The sequence below is a fragment of the Pseudacidovorax sp. 1753 genome (assembly GCF_040544975.1).
Lineage (GTDB): Bacteria > Pseudomonadota > Gammaproteobacteria > Burkholderiales > Burkholderiaceae_C > Xenophilus.
In genome coordinates, this window is the sequence record NZ_JBEPKY010000022.1 from 43,433 (window position 1) to 60,983 (window position 17,551).

The 17,551-nt window shown below is 69.0% G+C and carries 16 protein-coding genes; 6 read left to right on the plus strand and 10 right to left on the minus strand.

The window, feature by feature from the left end:
- Positions 1-86 precede the first annotated feature (86 nt).
- A complete protein-coding gene (locus ABIC63_RS23845) occupies positions 87-1,031 on the plus strand; it encodes a LysR family transcriptional regulator (protein ID WP_354321621.1) in 945 nt (314 codons plus the stop codon).
- On the opposite strand, the gene ABIC63_RS23850 is transcribed toward ABIC63_RS23845, so the two are convergent.
- From ABIC63_RS23850 to ABIC63_RS23860, 3 genes are all read right to left on the minus strand, one after another.
- Positions 1,018-2,373 carry a cytosine deaminase gene (locus ABIC63_RS23850; protein ID WP_354321622.1) on the minus strand — a complete coding sequence of 452 codons (1,356 nt, stop codon included), beginning with the start codon at positions 2,371-2,373 and terminating at the stop codon, positions 1,018-1,020. The genes ABIC63_RS23845 and ABIC63_RS23850 overlap by 14 nt on opposite strands.
- 165 nt (positions 2,374-2,538) lie before the next feature.
- Positions 2,539-3,558: an ABC transporter substrate-binding protein gene (locus ABIC63_RS23855; protein ID WP_354321623.1), complete on the minus strand. Its 1,020-nt coding sequence runs from the start codon at positions 3,556-3,558 to the stop codon at positions 2,539-2,541.
- A 46-nt stretch (positions 3,559-3,604) separates the two neighbouring features.
- Entirely contained in the window at positions 3,605-5,026 is a 1,422-nt protein-coding gene (locus ABIC63_RS23860; RefSeq protein ID WP_354321624.1) for an FAD-binding oxidoreductase, read from the minus strand.
- Positions 5,027-5,266: 240 nt separating this feature from the next.
- Between ABIC63_RS23860 and ABIC63_RS23865 the strand changes: the two genes are divergently transcribed.
- Both ABIC63_RS23865 and ABIC63_RS23870 read left to right on the plus strand, forming a co-directional pair.
- A complete protein-coding gene (locus ABIC63_RS23865) occupies positions 5,267-5,698 on the plus strand; it encodes a MarR family winged helix-turn-helix transcriptional regulator (RefSeq protein WP_294367762.1) in 432 nt (143 codons plus the stop codon).
- A gap of 125 nt (positions 5,699-5,823) precedes the next feature.
- Entirely contained in the window at positions 5,824-6,378 is a 555-nt protein-coding gene (locus ABIC63_RS23870; protein WP_354321625.1) for a type 1 glutamine amidotransferase domain-containing protein, read from the plus strand.
- An 89-nt stretch (positions 6,379-6,467) separates the two neighbouring features.
- Here the strand turns inward: ABIC63_RS23870 and ABIC63_RS23875 are convergent, their stop codons facing one another.
- From ABIC63_RS23875 to ABIC63_RS23905, 7 genes are all read right to left on the minus strand, one after another.
- Complete coding sequence (locus ABIC63_RS23875; RefSeq protein WP_354321626.1) at positions 6,468-7,715, minus strand: phenylacetate--CoA ligase family protein; 1,248 nt, start codon at positions 7,713-7,715, stop codon at positions 6,468-6,470.
- A 98-nt stretch (positions 7,716-7,813) separates the two neighbouring features.
- Positions 7,814-8,632: an ABC transporter ATP-binding protein gene (locus tag ABIC63_RS23880; protein ID WP_354321627.1), complete on the minus strand. Its 819-nt coding sequence runs from the start codon at positions 8,630-8,632 to the stop codon at positions 7,814-7,816.
- A gap of 124 nt (positions 8,633-8,756) precedes the next feature.
- Positions 8,757-10,079 (minus strand): ABC transporter substrate-binding protein, encoded by a 1,323-nt coding sequence (locus tag ABIC63_RS23885; RefSeq protein ID WP_354321628.1) that lies wholly within the window; start codon positions 10,077-10,079, stop codon positions 8,757-8,759.
- A 37-nt stretch (positions 10,080-10,116) separates the two neighbouring features.
- Positions 10,117-11,181, minus strand: a complete 1,065-nt coding sequence (locus ABIC63_RS23890) for a branched-chain amino acid ABC transporter permease (RefSeq protein ID WP_294367736.1) — start codon at positions 11,179-11,181, stop codon at positions 10,117-10,119.
- Positions 11,182-11,190: 9 nt separating this feature from the next.
- On the minus strand, positions 11,191-12,120 hold the full coding sequence (locus ABIC63_RS23895) for a branched-chain amino acid ABC transporter permease (RefSeq protein ID WP_354321629.1): 930 nt from the start codon (positions 12,118-12,120) through the stop codon (positions 11,191-11,193).
- A 1-nt stretch (position 12,121) separates the two neighbouring features.
- Complete coding sequence (locus ABIC63_RS23900; RefSeq protein ID WP_354321631.1) at positions 12,122-12,955, minus strand: ABC transporter ATP-binding protein; 834 nt, start codon at positions 12,953-12,955, stop codon at positions 12,122-12,124.
- Positions 12,956-13,001: 46 nt separating this feature from the next.
- A complete protein-coding gene (locus ABIC63_RS23905) occupies positions 13,002-14,930 on the minus strand; it encodes an AMP-dependent synthetase/ligase (protein WP_354321662.1) in 1,929 nt (642 codons plus the stop codon).
- Between the two features lie 118 nt (positions 14,931-15,048).
- Between ABIC63_RS23905 and ABIC63_RS23910 the strand changes: the two genes are divergently transcribed.
- Genes ABIC63_RS23910 through ABIC63_RS23920 form a run of 3 tightly spaced genes read left to right on the plus strand, consistent with a single transcriptional unit; the run spans position 15,049 to position 17,548 of the window.
- Positions 15,049-15,828, plus strand: coding sequence for a Crp/Fnr family transcriptional regulator (locus ABIC63_RS23910; protein WP_354321632.1), 780 nt, complete (start codon positions 15,049-15,051; stop codon positions 15,826-15,828).
- The gene (locus tag ABIC63_RS23915) at positions 15,825-16,973 is read left to right on the plus strand and encodes an MGDG synthase family glycosyltransferase (RefSeq protein ID WP_354321633.1); all 1,149 of its coding nucleotides are present in this window, start codon (positions 15,825-15,827) and stop codon (positions 16,971-16,973) included. The genes ABIC63_RS23910 and ABIC63_RS23915 overlap by 4 nt, the downstream gene beginning before the upstream one ends.
- Entirely contained in the window at positions 16,970-17,548 is a 579-nt protein-coding gene (locus ABIC63_RS23920) for a hypothetical protein (protein ID WP_354321634.1), read from the plus strand. Before ABIC63_RS23915 ends, ABIC63_RS23920 begins: the two co-directional genes overlap by 4 nt.
- The last annotated feature ends 3 nt before the right edge of the window (positions 17,549-17,551 follow it).

A 17,551-nucleotide genomic window follows, 5' to 3' on the forward strand; every position in this document is an offset into this window, starting at 1 on the left:
TGATGACGATGCCCCGTAGGTTATGGACTTCACGATCAAGCCAGAAGTCTGAGAATCCAGACAATTTCATTTAGCCCAGCTTCACAATGGACGACCTCAAGCGCCTCGCGCTCTTCGCCGAGGTGGTGCGCAGCGGCTCTTTCAGCGCCGCCGCCCGCCGCCTGGGCGTGAGCACCTCGGCCGTGAGCCAGCAGCTGCGCGCGCTGGAGCAGGCCCACGGCGTCACCCTGCTCCACCGCACCACGCGCAAGCTGGCGCTCACCGATGCCGGCGCGCGCTTTGCCGCCCACTGCCAGCGCATGGTCGAGGCGGCCGAACTGGCCCGCGCCCAGCTGGCACTGGCGCGCGAGGCGCCGGAAGGCGAGCTGCGCGTGTCGGCGCCCGTGGGCTTTGCCCGGCATCTGGCGCCCGCGCTGACGCCGCTGCTGGCGGCCCATGCCGCGCTGCAGCTGCGGCTGCAGGTGGACGACGCCATGATCGACCTGGTGGACGCGCGCATAGACCTCGCCCTGCGCGCCGGCCGGCTGCCCGATTCGGGCTGGGCGGCACGGCGGCTGTGCGACTTCCAGAGCCTGATCTGCGCCGCGCCGGGCTACCTGGCCGCGGCCGGCGTGCCGCACACGCCGGCGGACCTGCCCGCTCATCAATGGGTGGGCGCCCCGCGCGACGGCCGCACGCTGGCGCTTTCGCTCACCGGCCCGGCCGGGGCTCTGGCCGAGCACACCCTGCCCGTGCGCGTGACCAGCAACAACCAGCTCAGCCTGCACCAGATGGCCACCAGCGGTCTGGGTCTGGTGCTGGCGGTTCGGGCGGACGTGGAAGACGACCTGCAGGCCGGCCGCCTGGTGCCCGTGCTGCCGCAGTGGCAGCCGCCCGCCCTGCCCGTGTGGGCCGTGACGCCGCAGCGCGATGGCCAGCCGGCCAAGGTGCGGCATGCCATCGAGGCCATCGCCGCCCATCTGCGCGGCCTGCCGGGCGTGCGCGATGCCGGCGCACCGGCGCCCCCATCGACGCCGCTCAGCGCGGCATGACGAGGTCGTCCAGCTCGCGGTAGTCGGGCAGCGTGGTGTCGATGGCGCGGCCGGCGCGGATCACCGCGCGGTCGAAGGGCGCGCGGGCCAGCAGCTCGGAATAGCTGCGGGCGCGCAGCACCGTCAGGTCGGCCGGGTTGCCCACACGCAGCAGGCCGAAGCCATCGAGGCCCATGATCTGCGCAGGGGTGGCGCTGGCGGCGCGGATCCAGTCCGAGAAGGGATGGTCCAGGTGCAGGATCTTCACCGCCTGGGTGTAGGTGTCCAGCATGTCGTGGTCGCCGTAGGCGTAGAAGGGGTCGCGGCAGTTGTCGCCGGCCACGGCCACCGGCACGCCGGCCGCCTTGAGTTCGTGCAGCACCGTCACGCCCCGCCAGCGCGGCGTGCGCATGGCATCGACGCTGCGGTCCTGCAGGTACATGTTGACCGTGGGCAGGCTCACGATGGCGATGCCGGCCTCGCGGCAGGCGGCAATGGTCTCGGCGATGAATTCGTCGGTCTGCAGCGCCAGCGCAGTGCAGTGGCCGCACAGGATGCGGCCCTTGAAGCCCTGCGCGATGGCGACCCTGGCGATGCGGATCAGCGAGCGGGCGCGCGGGTCGGTGGATTCGTCCACGTGCAGGTCCACGTCCAGGCCACGCTCGGTGGCCAGCGTCAGAAGGCGCGCGATGCCCTCGTCGATCTCGGGCGGCGTGGCCTCGGCCGGGTGGCGCTGCGAGCGGGTCACGCAGCCCAGGTTGCCGCCGCTTTCGGCCACCACGTTCGCCAAGTGCACGCCCTCTTCGCCCAGGAAGATGTCCACCGGCGCGATGGACGACACCTGCAGCGCGATGCGCCCCGCCCAACGCTCGCGCATCTCGCGGAAGACGGGAAAGGAGATGTCGGCCTGCGGCGCCAGCGAATCGAGGTGCGTGCGGATGGCCGACACCCCCTTTGCATAGGCGGTGCGCAGCGCGAAGTCCATGCGCCGTCGCACGTCCTCGGCATGCCAGTTCTTCGTGCGGTCCGCCATGGTCGCGCGCGAGGCGCCCGCACCGTCGCCGGTGGGGTTGGCCTGGCGCGGCCAGATGTGGCCCTTGTCCAGGTGGGTGTGCAGGTCGACGAAGCAGGGCAGCGCCAGCGAGTCGTCCAGGTGCGGCCCGCGCTCGGGCGCGAGGCTGCCGGCGGGCGCGATGGCGGCGATGCGGCCGGCCTCAATGGCGAGGTCCAGTGCGACGAGATCGCCATCGCCGGCGGGCGCGAGGCGGTCCGCCGCCGGATCGTCGATCAGGCAGCGCGGCGCGCGCACCTGGCGCAGGGCGTAGGTGCCGCCCTCGGGCGGCTGGAAGAAGGCGTGGGTCATGTCGATCGAGTCTCCGTTGCTGTCAGCATGGCCGCAAGGATCGAAGGGCCGCGGAGCAGGCCATGCCCGTGCACCCGCGGAACTGGCTATGCCAGGCCGCGGGGTGCGCCCCCTCCAAGCCGAAGGCGCAAGAGAGGGGGAGCCGCGAAGCGGCATGGGGGTGTTTCACGCCCGCTTTCCGCCCACGAACTGCATCGTGTAAGCGGACTTCACATCCAGGCCGGGCGCCAGCGCACCGGCGGCCACCATCGCATCGTAGAAGCGTTGCCAGCGCGCCGCACTCATCGCGCCGATGCCCCCGGCGGCCTGTGCCTCGGGCGTCTCGACGATGCCGTACTGGCGCATAGCGCCGATGGCATAGGCGATCACGTCGTCGCCCATCTGCGGGTTGTGCTTCTTGATCAGGGCGTTGCCCGGCGCCGGGTCGCCATTGAGGTAACTCTTCCAGCCCTTGGCCGTGGCATCGACGAAGCGCTGCACCAACTCCGGCTGCTCCTTGACCATCTTGGGCGTGGCCATGGCCACGCTGGCGTAGTTGTCGAAGCCCTGGTCGGCCAGCAGGTGCACCACGGGCTCCACGCCGGACTTGCGGGCGTTGAAGGGCTCGCTGGTCAGGTAGCCCTGCACGGTCGATTGCTTGTCGACCAGCCAGGGCGCGAGGCTGAAGGCATAGGGCTTGAGCTGGTCGTCGGTCAGGCCGTATTTGGCCTTGAGCCACAGCCAGTAGGTCTGGCGGCCGGTGGTGGCGACGAACAGCGGCTTGCCCTTCAGGCTGGCCAGCGTGTCGCTGCCGGTGCCCGGGTGCGACATCAGCACCCGCGGGTCCTTCTGGAAGAAGGCGGCGATGGCCACGGCCGGCAGCTTGTCCTTGGCATAGGCGAAGGCGCGGAAACCGTCGGCCTCGGCGAAGTCGGAGCTGCCGGCCATGAACAGCTGCACCGTGTTGACCTGCGGACCGCCGGGGCGGATCTCCACCTCCAGGCCATGCTCCTTGTAGATGCCGGTGGCGGCGGCCTGGTACATGCCGCCGTGCTCGGCCTGGGCCAGCCAGCCGGTCTGGAAGCTCACCTTGGTCAGGCCCTGCGCATTGGCGCGCGGCAGGAAGGCGGGCATGCCGGAGACGAGCGCCGCGCCGCCGAGGGCGGCCAGAGTCTTGCGGCGGGTGAGGGTGTGGGGGGCGTTCATGGCAGAAGTCCTCGGACGGGGATGATGGATGGGAGAGGCGCGCGCATCAGGCGTCGGCGGGCTCGGCGGCCTGGGCGCCACGGAAACGCCAGCCGGCGCTGGGCAGATCGCCTCCGGTGCTCTCGCGCGCGGCGGCCTCGTCGAAGCGCAGCTTGCCGGGGTTCATCAGGCCGTGCGGATCCATGGCCTGCTTGAAGGCACGGTCCTCGGCGTCGACCGACTTCATGCCCCCTTCCTTGACCAGGAAGGTGTGGTTGTTGGCCACCATGGCGCCGTCTTCGGCCATGCCGCGCATGATCTCGGCCAGGTGCTCGTCGCCTTCGTAGCGGAAGAAGGGCGAGCCCTGGAAGCTCAGCTTGCCGTCGAAGCGCTTGGCCTCGAAATGCATGCCCAGCAGATGGCCGAAACGGCGGTGGCTGCGGCGGATGGCACCCACCAGGTCCGGGTCGAGGTACAGGCCCACATTGCTGACCACCTCGGGATGGTCACGGTTCACATGCAGGCGGGTGTGGCCCCAGGCCAGCTCGTAGATGGGCACGCGGTAAGGGCCCTGGCCCTCGGCCGCCACACTGGCGAGATGGCCGCCGAATTCGGCCACCAGGGCATCGAAGCCCTCCATGAAGGGCTCGGCCACCATGGCCAGCACCATGCCGTCGTGGTCCGCGCCGCCCAGGTCCTTGAGCATGCGCATCATGCGCCAGATGGGCCCGCCCAGCACGCTGACCAGCTTCTTGACGATGCCGTCGGAGGTGGAGAGCGCATGCGCGAACTCCACCGCCGTCATGAACTCGGGGAACACCACCACCGCCTCGCGCCAGGCCCAGGCGGGCGCCAGCGGCATCTCGATGGCGGTGATGATGCCGTTGCTGCCGTAGGCATGGTGCACGCGGTTGACCGCATCGCCGCGCAGCTGCACGGTGCGCGGCTCGTCCTCCACGCTCACCACTTCGAGACCGAGGATGTTGCCGCGGTCGCGCAGGATGCCCCAGGCGCAGCTGCCCACGCCGGCATGGCCGCCGCCGACGAAGCCACCCAGCGTGGCCACCCGTTTGGTGGAAGGATGGATGCGCAGCTCCCAGCCGCCGGGCCGCGTGGCCTCGTCGATGGCGGCCATGCGCGCGCCGGGCTCGGCCCGCACGCGCGGACCGTCGGTGCCCAGCACGCGGTCGAGCGCCGTCATGTCGACCATGGCGCCACCGGCGAGCGGAATGCCCTGGCCGAAGTTGCAGGTGCCGGCCCCGCGCATCACCAGCGGCATGCGGGTGCGCGCCGCAGCCGAGGCCACGCGCAGCACGTCTGCCCGGTCGCGCGGCTGCACCAGCACGTCGGCCACGTGGCGCAGGGCGTCGTCCTTCATCACGGGGCTGAAGTTGGCCGTCATGTCGCGGCTCTTGCGCCGGACGACGTCGGGATCGGAAATGGCGGGCACATCGCCCAGCGCGGCCAGGAAGGCGGCGGTGTCATGCATGCGTGGCTTCTCCACAAACAGTCGGTTGAGGTTGTGGCGCCGTCGCTGCGGGGCGGTTCAAGTCGCCGGCCACCATCTGCGTGCGGATGCACGGATCTGGCGCACGGACCCTGGGCTGGACACGTCGTCAGGTCAATTCGAGCAAAGAGCGTGCCACTGCGTGCATATGCACACAAAAGGGGATGGCGGGCGCCGCCGTCGCGGCTACATTGGCGAGGCCGCGACCGGAGGCACGGCCCCATGGAACTCGAAGACCACATCTTCTTTCTCTGCACCCAGGTGGTGTACCGGCGCGACCGCGCCCTGCAGGACGTGCTGCGCCCCTACGGCCTGCTGACCACCGAATGGCGCACGCTGGGCACGCTGCACAGCCGCGGGCCCATGGCCATGCAGGAACTGGCCCAGTGGACAGCCTACGAGCGCACCCGGCTGACGCGCATGCTGCACGGGCTGGAGGAGCGCAGCCTGGTGACGCGGGGAGGTGCCGAGCACGACGGCCGGGCGGTGATGGTGGCCATCTCAGCCAAGGGAAGGCGCCTCTACGCACGGGCGGAAAAGGCGGTGAGCGCCCTCACCGACGAGATCCTCTCGGTCTGCGCGCCAGCCGAGGTGGATCGGATGCGCGCGGCGCTGCAGGCCATGCGCGAGCGGCTGATCGAGATGCGTTACTGATCTGCGGGCCCCCACGCCCGTCGACCTGTCCGACATGGGTTGCGGCCTCCGGCCGATGGGGCCCGGCGCGCAGGCACCTAGGGTGAACCCTTCGTACTCCCACCCACACACGAAAGGAACACCCCATGACCGATTCCCTCAAGGACCTCAAGGTCGCCATCCTCGTCGCCGACGGCTTCGAACAGGTCGAGATGACCGAGCCTCGCAAGGCGCTGGACCAGGCGGGCGCGAAGACGCAGATCGTCTCGCCGATGAAGGGCCAAGTGCAGGGATGGAATCACCACGACAAGGCCGACAAGTTCCCGGTCGATGTGGCGCTCGATGGCGCCAAGGCCGATGACTTCGACGCGCTGCTGCTGCCCGGCGGCGTGGTGAATCCCGACGCCCTGCGGCTGGAGCCGAAGGCCATCGCGCTGATCAAGGCCTTCGCCGACGCCGGTAAGCCCATTGCCGCCATCTGCCACGGCCCCTGGACGCTCATCGATGCGGGAGTCGTCAAGGGCAAGCAGATGACGTCCTGGCCATCGCTGAAGAATGATCTGTCCAATGCCGGCGCGCGCTGGGTCGACCAGGAGGCCATCGTCGACGGCCAGTTGCTGACCAGCCGCAATCCCAAGGACATTCCGGCCTTCAACCGGGAGATGGTGAAGCTGTTCGCCGCCGCCTTGGCAGACGCCTGACGCCCGCGCGTAGAAAGACGGGTTCCTGCTCGACGGCACATCCACCCTCAGCAAGGCCGCCTGGCAAGCACCAGGCGGCCTTTGTGCGTTCATTTGTAGCTGCGCGCGTCCTCGATGACCTTGCCGTCATTGGGCAGGCTGCCGGGCGGCTGGACGAGTACGTCGCCACGCAGCTTGGTCACGTCGCGGATGGCAGCGGCCACCCGCTCCTGCAACCCTTCGGGTGCATCGCCGCATTCGACCTTGAGCGTCATGCGGTCGTCGCCCGTGGCGCCCTCGACCACCAGCCGTGCGCGTCCGATCTCAGGAAAGCGCCGCGCGATGTCGGCCACCTGCCCCGGGTGCACGAACATGCCACGGATCTTGGTGGTCTGGTCGGCGCGGCCCATCCAGCCCTTGATGCGTTGGTTGGTACGACCCGTCGGGCAGGGTCCGGCCATGACCGCCGACAGATCGCCAGTGCCAAAGCGCACCAACGGATAGTCGGCATTGAAGGTGGTCACGACCACCTCACCCACCTCGCCGTCGGGCACCGGGTCGCCGGTGCCCGGCCGCACGATCTCGACCAGAACGCCCTCGTCCACCACGAGCCCTTCGCGGGCCTGCGTCTCGTAGGCGATCAGGCCCAGGTCGGCCGTGGCGTAGCACTGCAGGCCCTGCACCCCCAGGCCTGCGAGATGTGCGCGCAGACTCGGTGGAAAGGCCTCGCCCGACACGAGTGCCTTGGTCAGCGATGGCAGCCGCAGGCCCTTTTCGGCCGCCTTCTCCAGCAGGATCTTGAGGAAGCTGGGCGTGCCCGCATAGCCATCGGGGCGCAGGTCGGCCATCGCCTCCAGCTGCTGCTCGGTCTGGCCGGTGCCACCGGGGAAGACGCTGCAACCCAGCGCTTGGGCGCCGCTCTCCATCATGGCGCCTGCCGGGGTCATGTGGTAGCTGAAGCTGTTGTGCACCAGCTCGCCCGAACGGAAGCCGGCCGCGAAGAGTGCCCGCCCCACGCGCCAATGGTCGCCATGGGCCCCCTGCGGTTCGTAGATGGGCCCGGGGCTGGCAAAGACGCGCGGCATGGCCGGGCCACGCGCCACGGCGGAAAAGCCGCCGAAGGCGTCTTCCGCCCGCCCTGCCTGCTGCAGCGCGAGCAGCTCACTCTTGCGCGTCACGGGCAAGCGGGCCAGGGCGGCGCGGCTGTCGACCGCGGCCGCATCCACCGCTTGCAGGATGCGGCCGAAGGCGGGCGCCTTCTGCTGCGCGTGGCGGATCTGTGCCGGCAACGCGGCCAGCAGGGCGGCTTCGCGCACTTCAGGCGCACGGGTTTCGAGGTCGTCGTAGAAGTCGGTCATGACAGGCTGGCGGCAAGGTCGGGGGTGGCGTCGGGTCTCAGAAGGTGTGAATGGATCCGGCATGGCCGAGCGGGCATGACGGGTCCGTTCACACCTTCTCAGGCCAGCCAGCGCTTGCGGCGCTTGTAGCTCTTGACGTCGCGGAAGCTCTTGCGGTCGGCGCCGCCCATGCCGAGGTAGAACTCCTTCACGTCCTCGTTCTCGCGCAGGCTCTCGGCCGGACCGTCCATCACGATGCGCCCGCTTTCCATGATGTAGCCGTAGTTGGCGAAGCGCAGCGCCATGCGCGTGTTCTGCTCCGCCAGCAGGAAGGTGACGCGCTCCTTCTCGTTGAGGTCCTTCACGATGGCGAAGACCTCTTCGACGATCTGCGGCGCCAGGCCCATCGAGGGTTCGTCCAGCAGCACCATGCTGGGGTTGGCCATCAGCGCGCGACCGATGGCGCACATCTGCTGCTCGCCGCCCGAGGTGTAGGCCGCCTGGCTGGTGCGGCGCGTCTTGAGCCGCGGGAAGTAGGCATAGACCTTCTCCAGCGTCTCGGCCACCGCGGCCTTGCCGTCGGTGCGGGTGTAGGCGCCGGTCATCAGGTTGTCCTCGATGCTCAGGTGCGCGAAGCAGTGGCGCCCTTCCATCACCTGCACCAGCCCGCGCTTGACCAGCGCCGCCGGCGACAGCGCCTCGATGCGCTCGCCGCGCAGCGTGATGCTGCCCTTGGTCACCGCCCCGCGCTCGCCGGCCAGCAGGTTGGAGACGGCGCGCAGCGTGGTCGTCTTGCCCGCGCCGTTGCCGCCCAGCAGCGCCACGATCCCGCCCTCGGGCACCTGCAGCGAGACGCCCTTGAGCACCAGGATCACGTGGTTGTAGATGACCTCGATGCCGTTGACGTCGAGAAGGATGTTGCGTGGTGTGTCGCTCATGGTCGGTACGGGACGGGCGGGTCGGACGCTTGCAGCGCCAGGCGGGAGACACCGCGGAGCCGGCCTGGCCGGGCCGCAGGTGTCGCCCCCTGGAGGGGGAGCGCCGAAGGCGCCCGGGGGTGGGTCAGCTTTGGCAGTCCGCGGCGTCACGTCGCGTGAGCTTCTTCTCGGTCGCGTACTTGTCCGCCGTCGCCTTGACCAGCGGCTTCAGGATGGCCTCGTCCGCCTGGTACCAGTCGGACATGCCGCCCCACTTGGCGCCGTCCCAGGTGTGCACGCGGGCCCAGCTGGAGCCCATGTGGTCCTGGCAGCTGGTGCTGATGGGCCGCATCACGCCCGCAAAGCCCAGCGCGTCCAGCTTCTTCTGGTCGAGCGCCAGGTTCTCCAGACCCCAGCGCACCTGCTCGCCGGTCATGACCTTGCCCTTGCCGAAGCGCTCCTGCGCGCGCTTGACGGCCTCGACAGTCAGCATCTGGATGATCACGCCGCGGGTGTAGAGCACCGAGCCCACCTCGTCGCGCGGGCCGGTGCCCTGGCCCTTGTCGTGCACGGTCTTGAGGATGTCCTGGATCACCTTGGGCTCGGTGCCCGAGGTGTTGAGCGCCAGCGCGTTGTAGCCCTTGGCATTGGCGCCCACGTCGCGCACATCGGGCTCGGCGCCGGCCCACCACACGCCGTACATCTTTTCGCGCGGATAGCCCGTGGCCACGGCCTCCTTGAGCGCGGTGGAGTTCATCACGCCCCAGCCCCACAGCAGCACGAAGTCGGGCCGCTGCTGGCGCACCTGCAGCCAGGCCGACTTCTGCTCCACGCCCGGTGCCGTCACCGGGATCAGCGACAGGTCGAAGCCATGCAGCTTGGCGCGCTCCTGCAGCAGCGGGATCGGCTCCTTGCCGAAGGGCGAGTCGTGGTAGACGAGGGCGATCTTCTTGCCCTTGAGCTTGTCCAGCCCGCCTTCCTTCTTGCCCAGGTGCTGGATGAGGATGTCGGCCGCGGTCCAGTAGCTGCCCATGAGCGGGAAGTTCCACTTGAAGACATTGCCGTCCTGCGACGCGCCCAGGCCGTAGCCCAGCGTGATGAGCGGGATCTTGTCCTGCGGCACCTTGTCGGTCAGCGCGAAGGTGATGCCGGTGGCCTGCGGATCGAACACCGCCACACCCGGACGGCCCTTGAGGCGCTCATAGCATTCCACGCCCTTGTCGGTGGCGTAACCCGTCTCGCACTCTTCGTACGCGATCTTCACGCCGTTGATGCCACCCTGGGCGTTGACCAGCTTGATGTAGTCCTGCTTGCCATTGGCCCAGGGCGTGCCGTTCGGCGCATAGGGCCCCGTGCGGTAGACCAGCAGCGGGAAGAACTGCTCCTTGGCCTGCGCCAGGGCCTGGCCGGCCGTGCCCGCCAGGGCAGCGAAGGCCGCTGCGGCCAGGACGAGGGATTTCAGCTTCATGGTTGTCTCCTTCTGGTTGGGCATGAACGACGGGAACTCAATGCGGGAAGGGCCACAGGCGCAGTTTTTCCTTGAACGTGGACCAGAGCCGTGCGAGCCCATGCGGCTCCACGATCAGGAAGAACACGATCAGCGCGCCGAAGATCATGAATTCGAGGTGCGAGGCCAGCGCCGTCGACATCGACAGGCCGAACCAGCCCGGCAGCTGGTTCAAAAAGATGGGCAGCAGCACGATGAAGGCCGCGCCGAAGAAGCTGCCCATGATCGAGCCGAGGCCGCCGATGATCACCATGAACAGCAGCTGGAAGGAGCGGTCGATGCTGAAGGCCGCCGGCTCCCAGGCGCCCAGGTGCACGAAGCCCCACAGCGCGCCCGCCACACCCACGATGAAGCTGCTGACCGCAAAGGCCGTGAGCTTGGCGTAGACCGGCCGGATGCCGATGACGGCGGCGGCCACGTCCATGTCCCGCATGGCCATCCACTCACGGCCGATGCTGCTGCGCGTGAGGTTCTTGGCCAGCAGCGCGAACACGCTGACGAAGGCCAGGCACAGCAGGTACTTCTGCGCCGGCGTCTCCACGGGCAGGCCGAACACGTTCAGCCCCGCCACGCTCACCGAGCCTGACGCCGAGTTGTTGGTGAACCACTGGATGCGCAGGAAGGCCCAGTCGGTGAAGAACTGCGCGGCCAGCGTGGCCACCGCCAGGTACAGGCCCTTGATGCGCAGGCTGGGGATGCCGAAGAGCACGCCCACGCCGGTGGCGCACAGCCCGCCCAGCAGCAGCGAGGCGATCAGCGGCATGCCTTCGATGCGCACATGGAAGTTGTAGGCCGCATAGGCGCCCACCGCCATGAAGGCGCCGGTGCCCAGCGAGATCTGCCCGCAGTAGCCCACCAGGATGTTCAGCCCCAGCGCGGCCAGCGAGAGGATGAGGAAGGGCGTGAGGATGGCGCGCAGCCAGTATTCCGACGCCAGCGCGGGCACCGCGGCGAAGGCCACCACCAGCAGCGCGAGGATGGCAACGCGGTCCTGCAGGATCGGGAAGATCTGCTGGTCCGCCCTATAGCTCGACTTGAACTGTCCGTTCTCTCTGTACAGCATGGCAGTCCTTCAGACGCGGTCGATGATCTTTTCGCCGAACAGGCCCTGGGGCCGCACGAGCAGGAAGACAAGCGCGAGCACGTAGGCGAACCAGATCTCGATGCCGCCGCCCAGCATGGGCCCGAGGTAGATCTCGGACAGCTTCTCGCCCACGCCGATCAGCAGGCCGCCGATGATGGCGCCGGGCACCGAGGTGAGGCCGCCGAGGATCACCACCGGCAATGCCTTGAGCGCGACCAGCGACAGCGAGAACTGCACGCCCAGCTTGGAGCCCCAGATGATCCCGGCCACCAGCGCCGCGAAGCCGGCCACCGACCACACGATCACCCAGATGCGGTTGAGCGGAATGCCGATGGACTGCGCCGCCTGGTGGTCGTCGGCCACGGCGCGCAGCGCGCGGCCGGTGGAGGTCTTCTGGAAGAACAGGCTCAGCGCCAGCACCAGCGCGGCGGCCACCAATGCGGCAATGAGGTCTTCCTTGCTGACCAGGAGGCCGCCTTCGAAGGTGCCCTCGAACAGCATCATCGGGTCCTTGGGCATGCCGACATCGATCTTGTAGATGTCGTTGCCGAACAGCGTCTGGCCCAGGCCGTCGAGGAAGTAGGTGATGCCCAGCGTGGCCATGAGCAGCGTGATGTGCTCCTGGTTGACCAGCTTCGACAGCGCCAGCCGCTCGATCAGCCAGGCCACGATCACCATCACGCCCATGGCCGCGACGAAGGCCAGCAGGTTGGCCAGCAGCAGGCTCTCGAAGCCCAGCAGCTTCGGGAACCACTCCGCGAAGCGTGCCATGGCCAGCGCCGCGAACAGCACCATGGCACCCTGCGCGAAGTTGAAGACGCCGCTGGCCTTATAGATGAGCACGAAGCCCAGCGCGATCAGCGAATACAGCATGCCCACCATGAGGCCGCCGAAGAGGGTTTCTAGAAAAAAGCCCATGTCAGTGCTCCGCACCCAGGTAGGCCCGGATCACCTCCGGGTTGTTGCGCACCTCGTCGGGCGCGCCGTCGCCGATCTTCTTGCCGTAGTCCAGCACCACGACGCGGTCGCTGATGTCCATCACCACGCCCATGTCGTGCTCGATCAGCACGATGGTGGTGCCGAACTCGTCGTTCACGTCCAGGATGAAGCGGCTCATGTCCTGCTTCTCCTCGACGTTCATGCCGGCCATGGGCTCGTCCAGCAGCAGCACCTGCGGCTCCATGGCCAGGGCGCGGCCCAGGTCCACGCGCTTCTGCAGGCCGTAGGGCAGGCGGCCCACCGGCGTCTTGCGCCAAGCCTGGATCTCCAGGAAGTCGATGATGCGTTCGACGAACTCGCGGTGGCGGATCTCCTCGCGCTCGGCCGGGCCCAGGCGGAAGGCCTGGGCGAGCAGGCCGCACTTCATCTTGAGGTTGCGGCCCGTCATGATGTTGTCCAGCACGCTCATGCCCTTGAACAGGGCCAGGTTCTGGAAGGTACGGGCCACGCCCATCTCGGCCACCTGTCGCGAGTTCATGTGGCGGAAGGTCTGACCGCGGAAGGTGATCTGCCCTTCCTGCGGCTGGTAGACGCCGTTGATGCAGTTGAGCATCGAGCTCTTGCCGGCACCGTTGGGGCCGATGATCGAGCGCACCTCGTGCTCGCGCACATCGAAGCTGATGTCGGTGAGCGCCTTGACGCCGCCGAAGCGCAGGGTGATGTTCTGCACGTCGAGGATCACGTCCCCGATGCGGCGCCCGGTGACGGGCGCGCTGGCGGCCATGGCCAGCTCCTGGGCGGTGGTGGCATTCATGGATGACCTTCGGTGCAAGCGCCGTTTCGGACGGAGGTACGGGCGTTCATGCGGCGGCCTTCACGGGCGGGAAGCAGCGCGCTTCCACGATCTTGAGCGTGGCGCTCACGCTGCCGGTGCGGCCGTCCTCGAATTTGACCTGCGTCTCGATGAACTGCTCTGTCTTGCCGGCGTAGAGCGCCTCGACCAGCACGGCGTACTTGTCGGCGATGAAGCCGCGGCGGACTTTGCGGGTGCGGGTGAGCTCGTCGTCGTCCGGGTCCAGCTCCTTGTGCAGCACCAGGAAGCGCGCGATCTGCGTGGCTTCCATGCCCTCCTCCGCGGCCAGATCGGCATTGACCTGCTCGATACATTCGCGCACCAGCTGCAGCACCTCGGCCTTGCCCGCCAGGTCCACATAGCCCCCGTAGGGCAGCGCGCGGCGCTCGGCCCAGTTGCCCACGGCCTCGTAGTCGATGTTGATGAAGGCGCAGACCTCCTCGCGCGCATGGCCGAAGCACACGGCCTCCTTGATCTGCGGGAAGAACTTGAGCTTGTTCTCGATGTAGTTCGGCGCAAACATCGCGCCGCCCGCCAGGCGGCCCACGTCCTTGGCGCGGTCGATGATGCGCAGGTGGCCCTCGTGGTCGATCACGCCGGCATCGCCGGTGTGGAAGTAACCCTCGGCATCGAGCACCTCGGCCGTGGCATCGGGGCGCTTGTAGTACTCCTTGAGCACGGAGACGCCACGCACCAGCACCTCGCCGCTGTCGGCGATCTTGAGCTCCATGCCCGGCGCGGCCGTGCCCACGCTGGTGAGCTTGACGTCGCCGTCGCGCTGCAGGCACACATAGGCACAGGTCTCGGTCTGGCCGTAGAACTGCTTGAGGTTGACGCCGATGGAGCGGTAGAAGCGAAACAGGTCGGGCCCGATGGCCGCGCCGGCGGTGTAGGCCACGCGGATGCGGCTCATGCCCAGCACGTTGCGCAACGGGCCGTAGACCATCAGGTTGCCCAGCCCATACATCAGCCGGTCGGCCAAGCCCACCGGCCGGCCGGCCAGGATGTCGGCGCCCACGCGGCGGGCCAGGGCCATGAACTTCGCATACATCCAGCGCTTGGGGGCGGCGGCGTCCTCCATGCGGATCGACACGGCCGTGAGCAGGCCCTCGAAGGTGCGTGGCGGGCCGAAGTAGTAGCTGGGCCCGATCTCGCGCATGTCGTTCATCACGGTGGCGGCGGACTCGGGGCAGTTGAGCGTGAAGCCGCCCACCAGCCATTGCGCCACCGAGAACAGGTGGTCGCCCACCCAGGCCATGGGCAGGTAGCTCATGATGTCGTCGCCGGGGCCCAGGCGGTCGGTCTCGACGCCGCCGCGGCCCGCGGACATGAAGCTGGCATGCGTCTGGCACACGCCCTTGGGCCGGCCGGTGGTGCCCGAGGTGTAGAGGATCACGGCCACGTCGTCGGGCTGGCCGGCCGCCACCGCGCGGTCGAAGAAACCGGGCGTGGCGGCATCGAAGGCCCGGCCCAGCGCGCGCAGATGCTCGTAGCTCATCAGGCCGGGCTGGTCGTAGTGGCGCAGGCCGCGCGGATCGTCGTAGACGATGGTGCGCAGGCCGGCGCTGCCCGGCTTGGCGGCCTGCTGCAGCTCGCGGCATTCGAGCAGCTTGTCGACCTGCTCCTGGTCCTCGGCGAAGACGAACTCGATGCCGGCGTCGTCCAGCATGAACACCATCTCTGCGGCGGCCGCGTCCTGGTAGAGCGGCACCGGCACGCCGCCCACGCTCTGGGCCGCCACCACCGCGAAGTACAGGTGCGGCCGGTTGGCGCCCACGATGGCCAGGTTGGCGCCGGCCGCAAAGCCCAGGCTGGCCAGGCCGCAGGCCAGCTCGCGCACTTCGGTCGCGGCCTGCGACCAGTTCCAGGTCTGCCAGATGCCCAGGTCCTTCTCGCGCACGGCGGGCGCATCCGGACGCTGGCGCGCATGCGCCATCAGCAGGCGGGGGAAGGTGTTGGCTTGAGGTTCCACGCCGCGCAATTTAGGCGTCACTTTGACGTCCTGGTGTCGTTGTGACGACAATCCTAGGGACTCCACTCTCGGGACTTTCCCCATGGGCGAACGAAGCCAACGCAGCGCCAAGGCCACTGTCCGTGGGATCCGCGACCGGGTGCGGCCCGCCACCGAGGCCGAACTGCAGGCGATTCCCTGGCTCGACGCGCTGGCGCCCGCGGAACGCCGCCGGGCCGAGTCCGCGCTGGTGGTGGGCGAGGCCGAGGTGGGCGAGCAGGTCTGCCGCGTGGGCCGCGCGCCCACCTACTGGTTCGGCGTGATCGAGGGCCTGCTCAAGATGAGCAACGACCGCGCCGATGGCAGCCAGGTCACCTACAGCGGCCTGTCGCCGGGCGGCTGGTTCGGCGAGGGCACGGCCATCAAGCGCGAACCCTACCGCTACAACGTGAGCGCGCTGCGGCGCAGCGTGGTGGCCGGCCTGCCGCTGGACAGCTTCCACTGGCTGCTCGACCATTCCATCGGCTTCAACCGCTTCGTCATGAACCAGCTCAACGAGCGGCTGGGCCAGTTCATCGCGGCGGTGGAGATCGACCGCCTCAACAACACCGACGCCCGCGTGGCGCGCAACCTGGCGGCGCTGTTCAACCCGGTGCTGTTCCCGCGCGTGGGCGAGATGCTGCGTATCACGCAGCAGGAACTCGCGTATCTCGTGGGTTTGTCACGCCAGCGGGTCAACGAGTCGCTGATGGCGCTCTCGTCACAAGGTGTCATACACGTAGAGTACGGTGGACTGCGGGTGCTCGACCTGCCCGCGCTGCGGCAGGGAGGACGCGCCCCACAGGGACGGCGCGCGGCGCGCCGCCAGAACACCGAACCATGACACCTCAGCAACCCGGCAAGCTTCTCATCCTCAGCGTCAGCGCAGGCAACGGCCATGTCCGTGCCGCGCAGGCCCTCGCGGCCACGGCGCAGCTGCACTGGCCCGGCTGGCAATGCGTGCACATCGACGCGATGGCGCATGTGGCCGCGGGCTTCCGCAAGGTCTACACCGACTGGTACATCAGGCTCGTCAATCGCGCGCCCGACGTGTGGTCGTACCTGCACGGCAAGGCCGACGCCACGCCGCACAGCGCCGCCTCGCAGCGCCTGCGCCGCGGCATCGAGCGGCTGAGCGCCCGCGACCTGCTGCGCCAGATCGCCCGTGAGCGGCCCGATGCCATCGTCTGCACCCACTTCCTGCCAGCGGAGCTGCTGGCGCGCGAGCAGCAACGCGCGCGCCTCGCGGCCTCGCTGTGGCTGCAGGTGACCGACTACGACTTGCACAACATGTGGATCGTGCCGGGCCTGGCCGGCTACTTCGCGGCCAATGAAGAGGTGGCTTTCCGCATGCGCGCCCGCGGCCTTCCGGCGGCACGCATCCATGTCACGGGCATCCCGGTGATGCCGGCCTTCGACGTGGCCACCGCCGAGCGCGAGGCGGCCGTACGCAGCCTGGGCTTGGACACCGCGCGCGGCGTGGTGCTGATGGTCTCGGGCGGCGCCGGCGTGGGGGACCTGCCCAGCATGGCGCGGCGCGTGCTCGCACTGCCGGGACAGGACTTCCAGCTCGTCGCCGTGGCCGGCCGTAATGCCGAGGCCCATGCGCAGTTGCAGGCGCTGGCCGCGCAGCACGCCGGCCGGTTGCTGCCCATCGGCTTCACCACCGAGATGGACCGGCTGATGACCGCCGCCGACCTGGTGGTGACCAAGCCCGGCGGGCTGACCATCTCCGAATGCATGGCGCTGGGCCGGCCCATGCTGCTGACCTCGCCCATCCCGGGGCAGGAGGAGCACAACGCCATCCACCTGCTGGAGGAAGGCGCCGCCTGGCTCACCGACGACGCCATCGGCCTGGACTACAAGATCGCCCGGCTGATGGCCGACGCGCCGCGACTGCGGGCCATGGCCGAGCGCAGCCGCGCGCTGGGCAAGCCGGGCGCCGCGCGCGCCGTGTTGACGCAAGTGATCGAAGGAGCCGGCCGATGAGCGCCATCCGACCGCCGCGCGGCACGCGCACCGAGGGCCGCGCTTCCACGGCACCGCTGACCTGGACCATCGCCACACCCCTGGCCCAAGGACACGCCAGCAGCCTGCGCCGCGTGCTCGGCTACTACGCCTGGGCGCTGCTGATGGGCTTCTTCTTCGCCAATGCCGAGATCCAGATCGAAGGCGGCGCGGGCTGGGCCACCTCGCTGCCCACGTGGCGCATCGAGCACCACTGGCTGCTCGACATCTTCTGGGGCGGACGTGCCATGACCGGCTACCACGCCTGGGTGTTCAGCTTCATGCTGCTGGTCTTCTTCATGCCGTTGGCCTTCAACGGCCGCTGGCGCTGGAGCGACTTCGTGCTGGCCCTGGGCGGCCTGGCCACCTTCTGGGTCAGCGAGGACTGCCTGTGGTTCGTGGTCAACCCGGCCTATGGCTGGGCGCGGCTCGACCCGGTGCATGCGCACTGGCATCCGCACTGGCTGCTGGGCTTGCCGGTGGACTACTGGTGGGGCGCGGCGCTGGCGGTGGGCATGGGGGTGCTGCACCTGAGGCTGGCCAGGCGCGGACGTTGAGAC

Excerpts from the sequence above, each read along its gene's own strand:
- ABIC63_RS23915 (WP_354321633.1), top strand. The coding sequence starts at position 15,825 with ATGACACCTCAGCAACCCGGCAAGCTTCTCATCCTCAGCGTCAGCGCA.
- ABIC63_RS23920 (WP_354321634.1), top strand. The coding sequence starts at position 16,970 with ATGAGCGCCATCCGACCGCCGCGCGGCACGCGCACCGAGGGCCGCGCT.
- ABIC63_RS23910 (WP_354321632.1), top strand. The coding sequence starts at position 15,049 with ATGGGCGAACGAAGCCAACGCAGCGCCAAGGCCACTGTCCGTGGGATC.
- ABIC63_RS23900 (WP_354321631.1), bottom strand. The coding sequence starts at position 12,955 with ATGAATGCCACCACCGCCCAGGAGCTGGCCATGGCCGCCAGCGCGCCC.
- ABIC63_RS23885 (WP_354321628.1), bottom strand. The coding sequence starts at position 10,079 with ATGAAGCTGAAATCCCTCGTCCTGGCCGCAGCGGCCTTCGCTGCCCTG.
- ABIC63_RS23890 (WP_294367736.1), bottom strand. The coding sequence starts at position 11,181 with ATGCTGTACAGAGAGAACGGACAGTTCAAGTCGAGCTATAGGGCGGAC.
- ABIC63_RS23855 (WP_354321623.1), bottom strand. The coding sequence starts at position 3,558 with ATGAACGCCCCCCACACCCTCACCCGCCGCAAGACTCTGGCCGCCCTC.
- ABIC63_RS23860 (WP_354321624.1), bottom strand. The coding sequence starts at position 5,026 with ATGCATGACACCGCCGCCTTCCTGGCCGCGCTGGGCGATGTGCCCGCC.
- ABIC63_RS23850 (WP_354321622.1), bottom strand. The coding sequence starts at position 2,373 with ATGACCCACGCCTTCTTCCAGCCGCCCGAGGGCGGCACCTACGCCCTG.
- ABIC63_RS23895 (WP_354321629.1), bottom strand. The coding sequence starts at position 12,120 with ATGGGCTTTTTTCTAGAAACCCTCTTCGGCGGCCTCATGGTGGGCATG.
- ABIC63_RS23875 (WP_354321626.1), bottom strand. The coding sequence starts at position 7,715 with ATGACCGACTTCTACGACGACCTCGAAACCCGTGCGCCTGAAGTGCGC.
- ABIC63_RS23880 (WP_354321627.1), bottom strand. The coding sequence starts at position 8,632 with ATGAGCGACACACCACGCAACATCCTTCTCGACGTCAACGGCATCGAG.
- ABIC63_RS23905 (WP_354321662.1), bottom strand. The coding sequence starts at position 14,930 with ATGGCGCATGCGCGCCAGCGTCCGGATGCGCCCGCCGTGCGCGAGAAG.
- ABIC63_RS23845 (WP_354321621.1), top strand. The coding sequence starts at position 87 with ATGGACGACCTCAAGCGCCTCGCGCTCTTCGCCGAGGTGGTGCGCAGC.
- ABIC63_RS23870 (WP_354321625.1), top strand. The coding sequence starts at position 5,824 with ATGACCGATTCCCTCAAGGACCTCAAGGTCGCCATCCTCGTCGCCGAC.
- ABIC63_RS23865 (WP_294367762.1), top strand. The coding sequence starts at position 5,267 with ATGGAACTCGAAGACCACATCTTCTTTCTCTGCACCCAGGTGGTGTAC.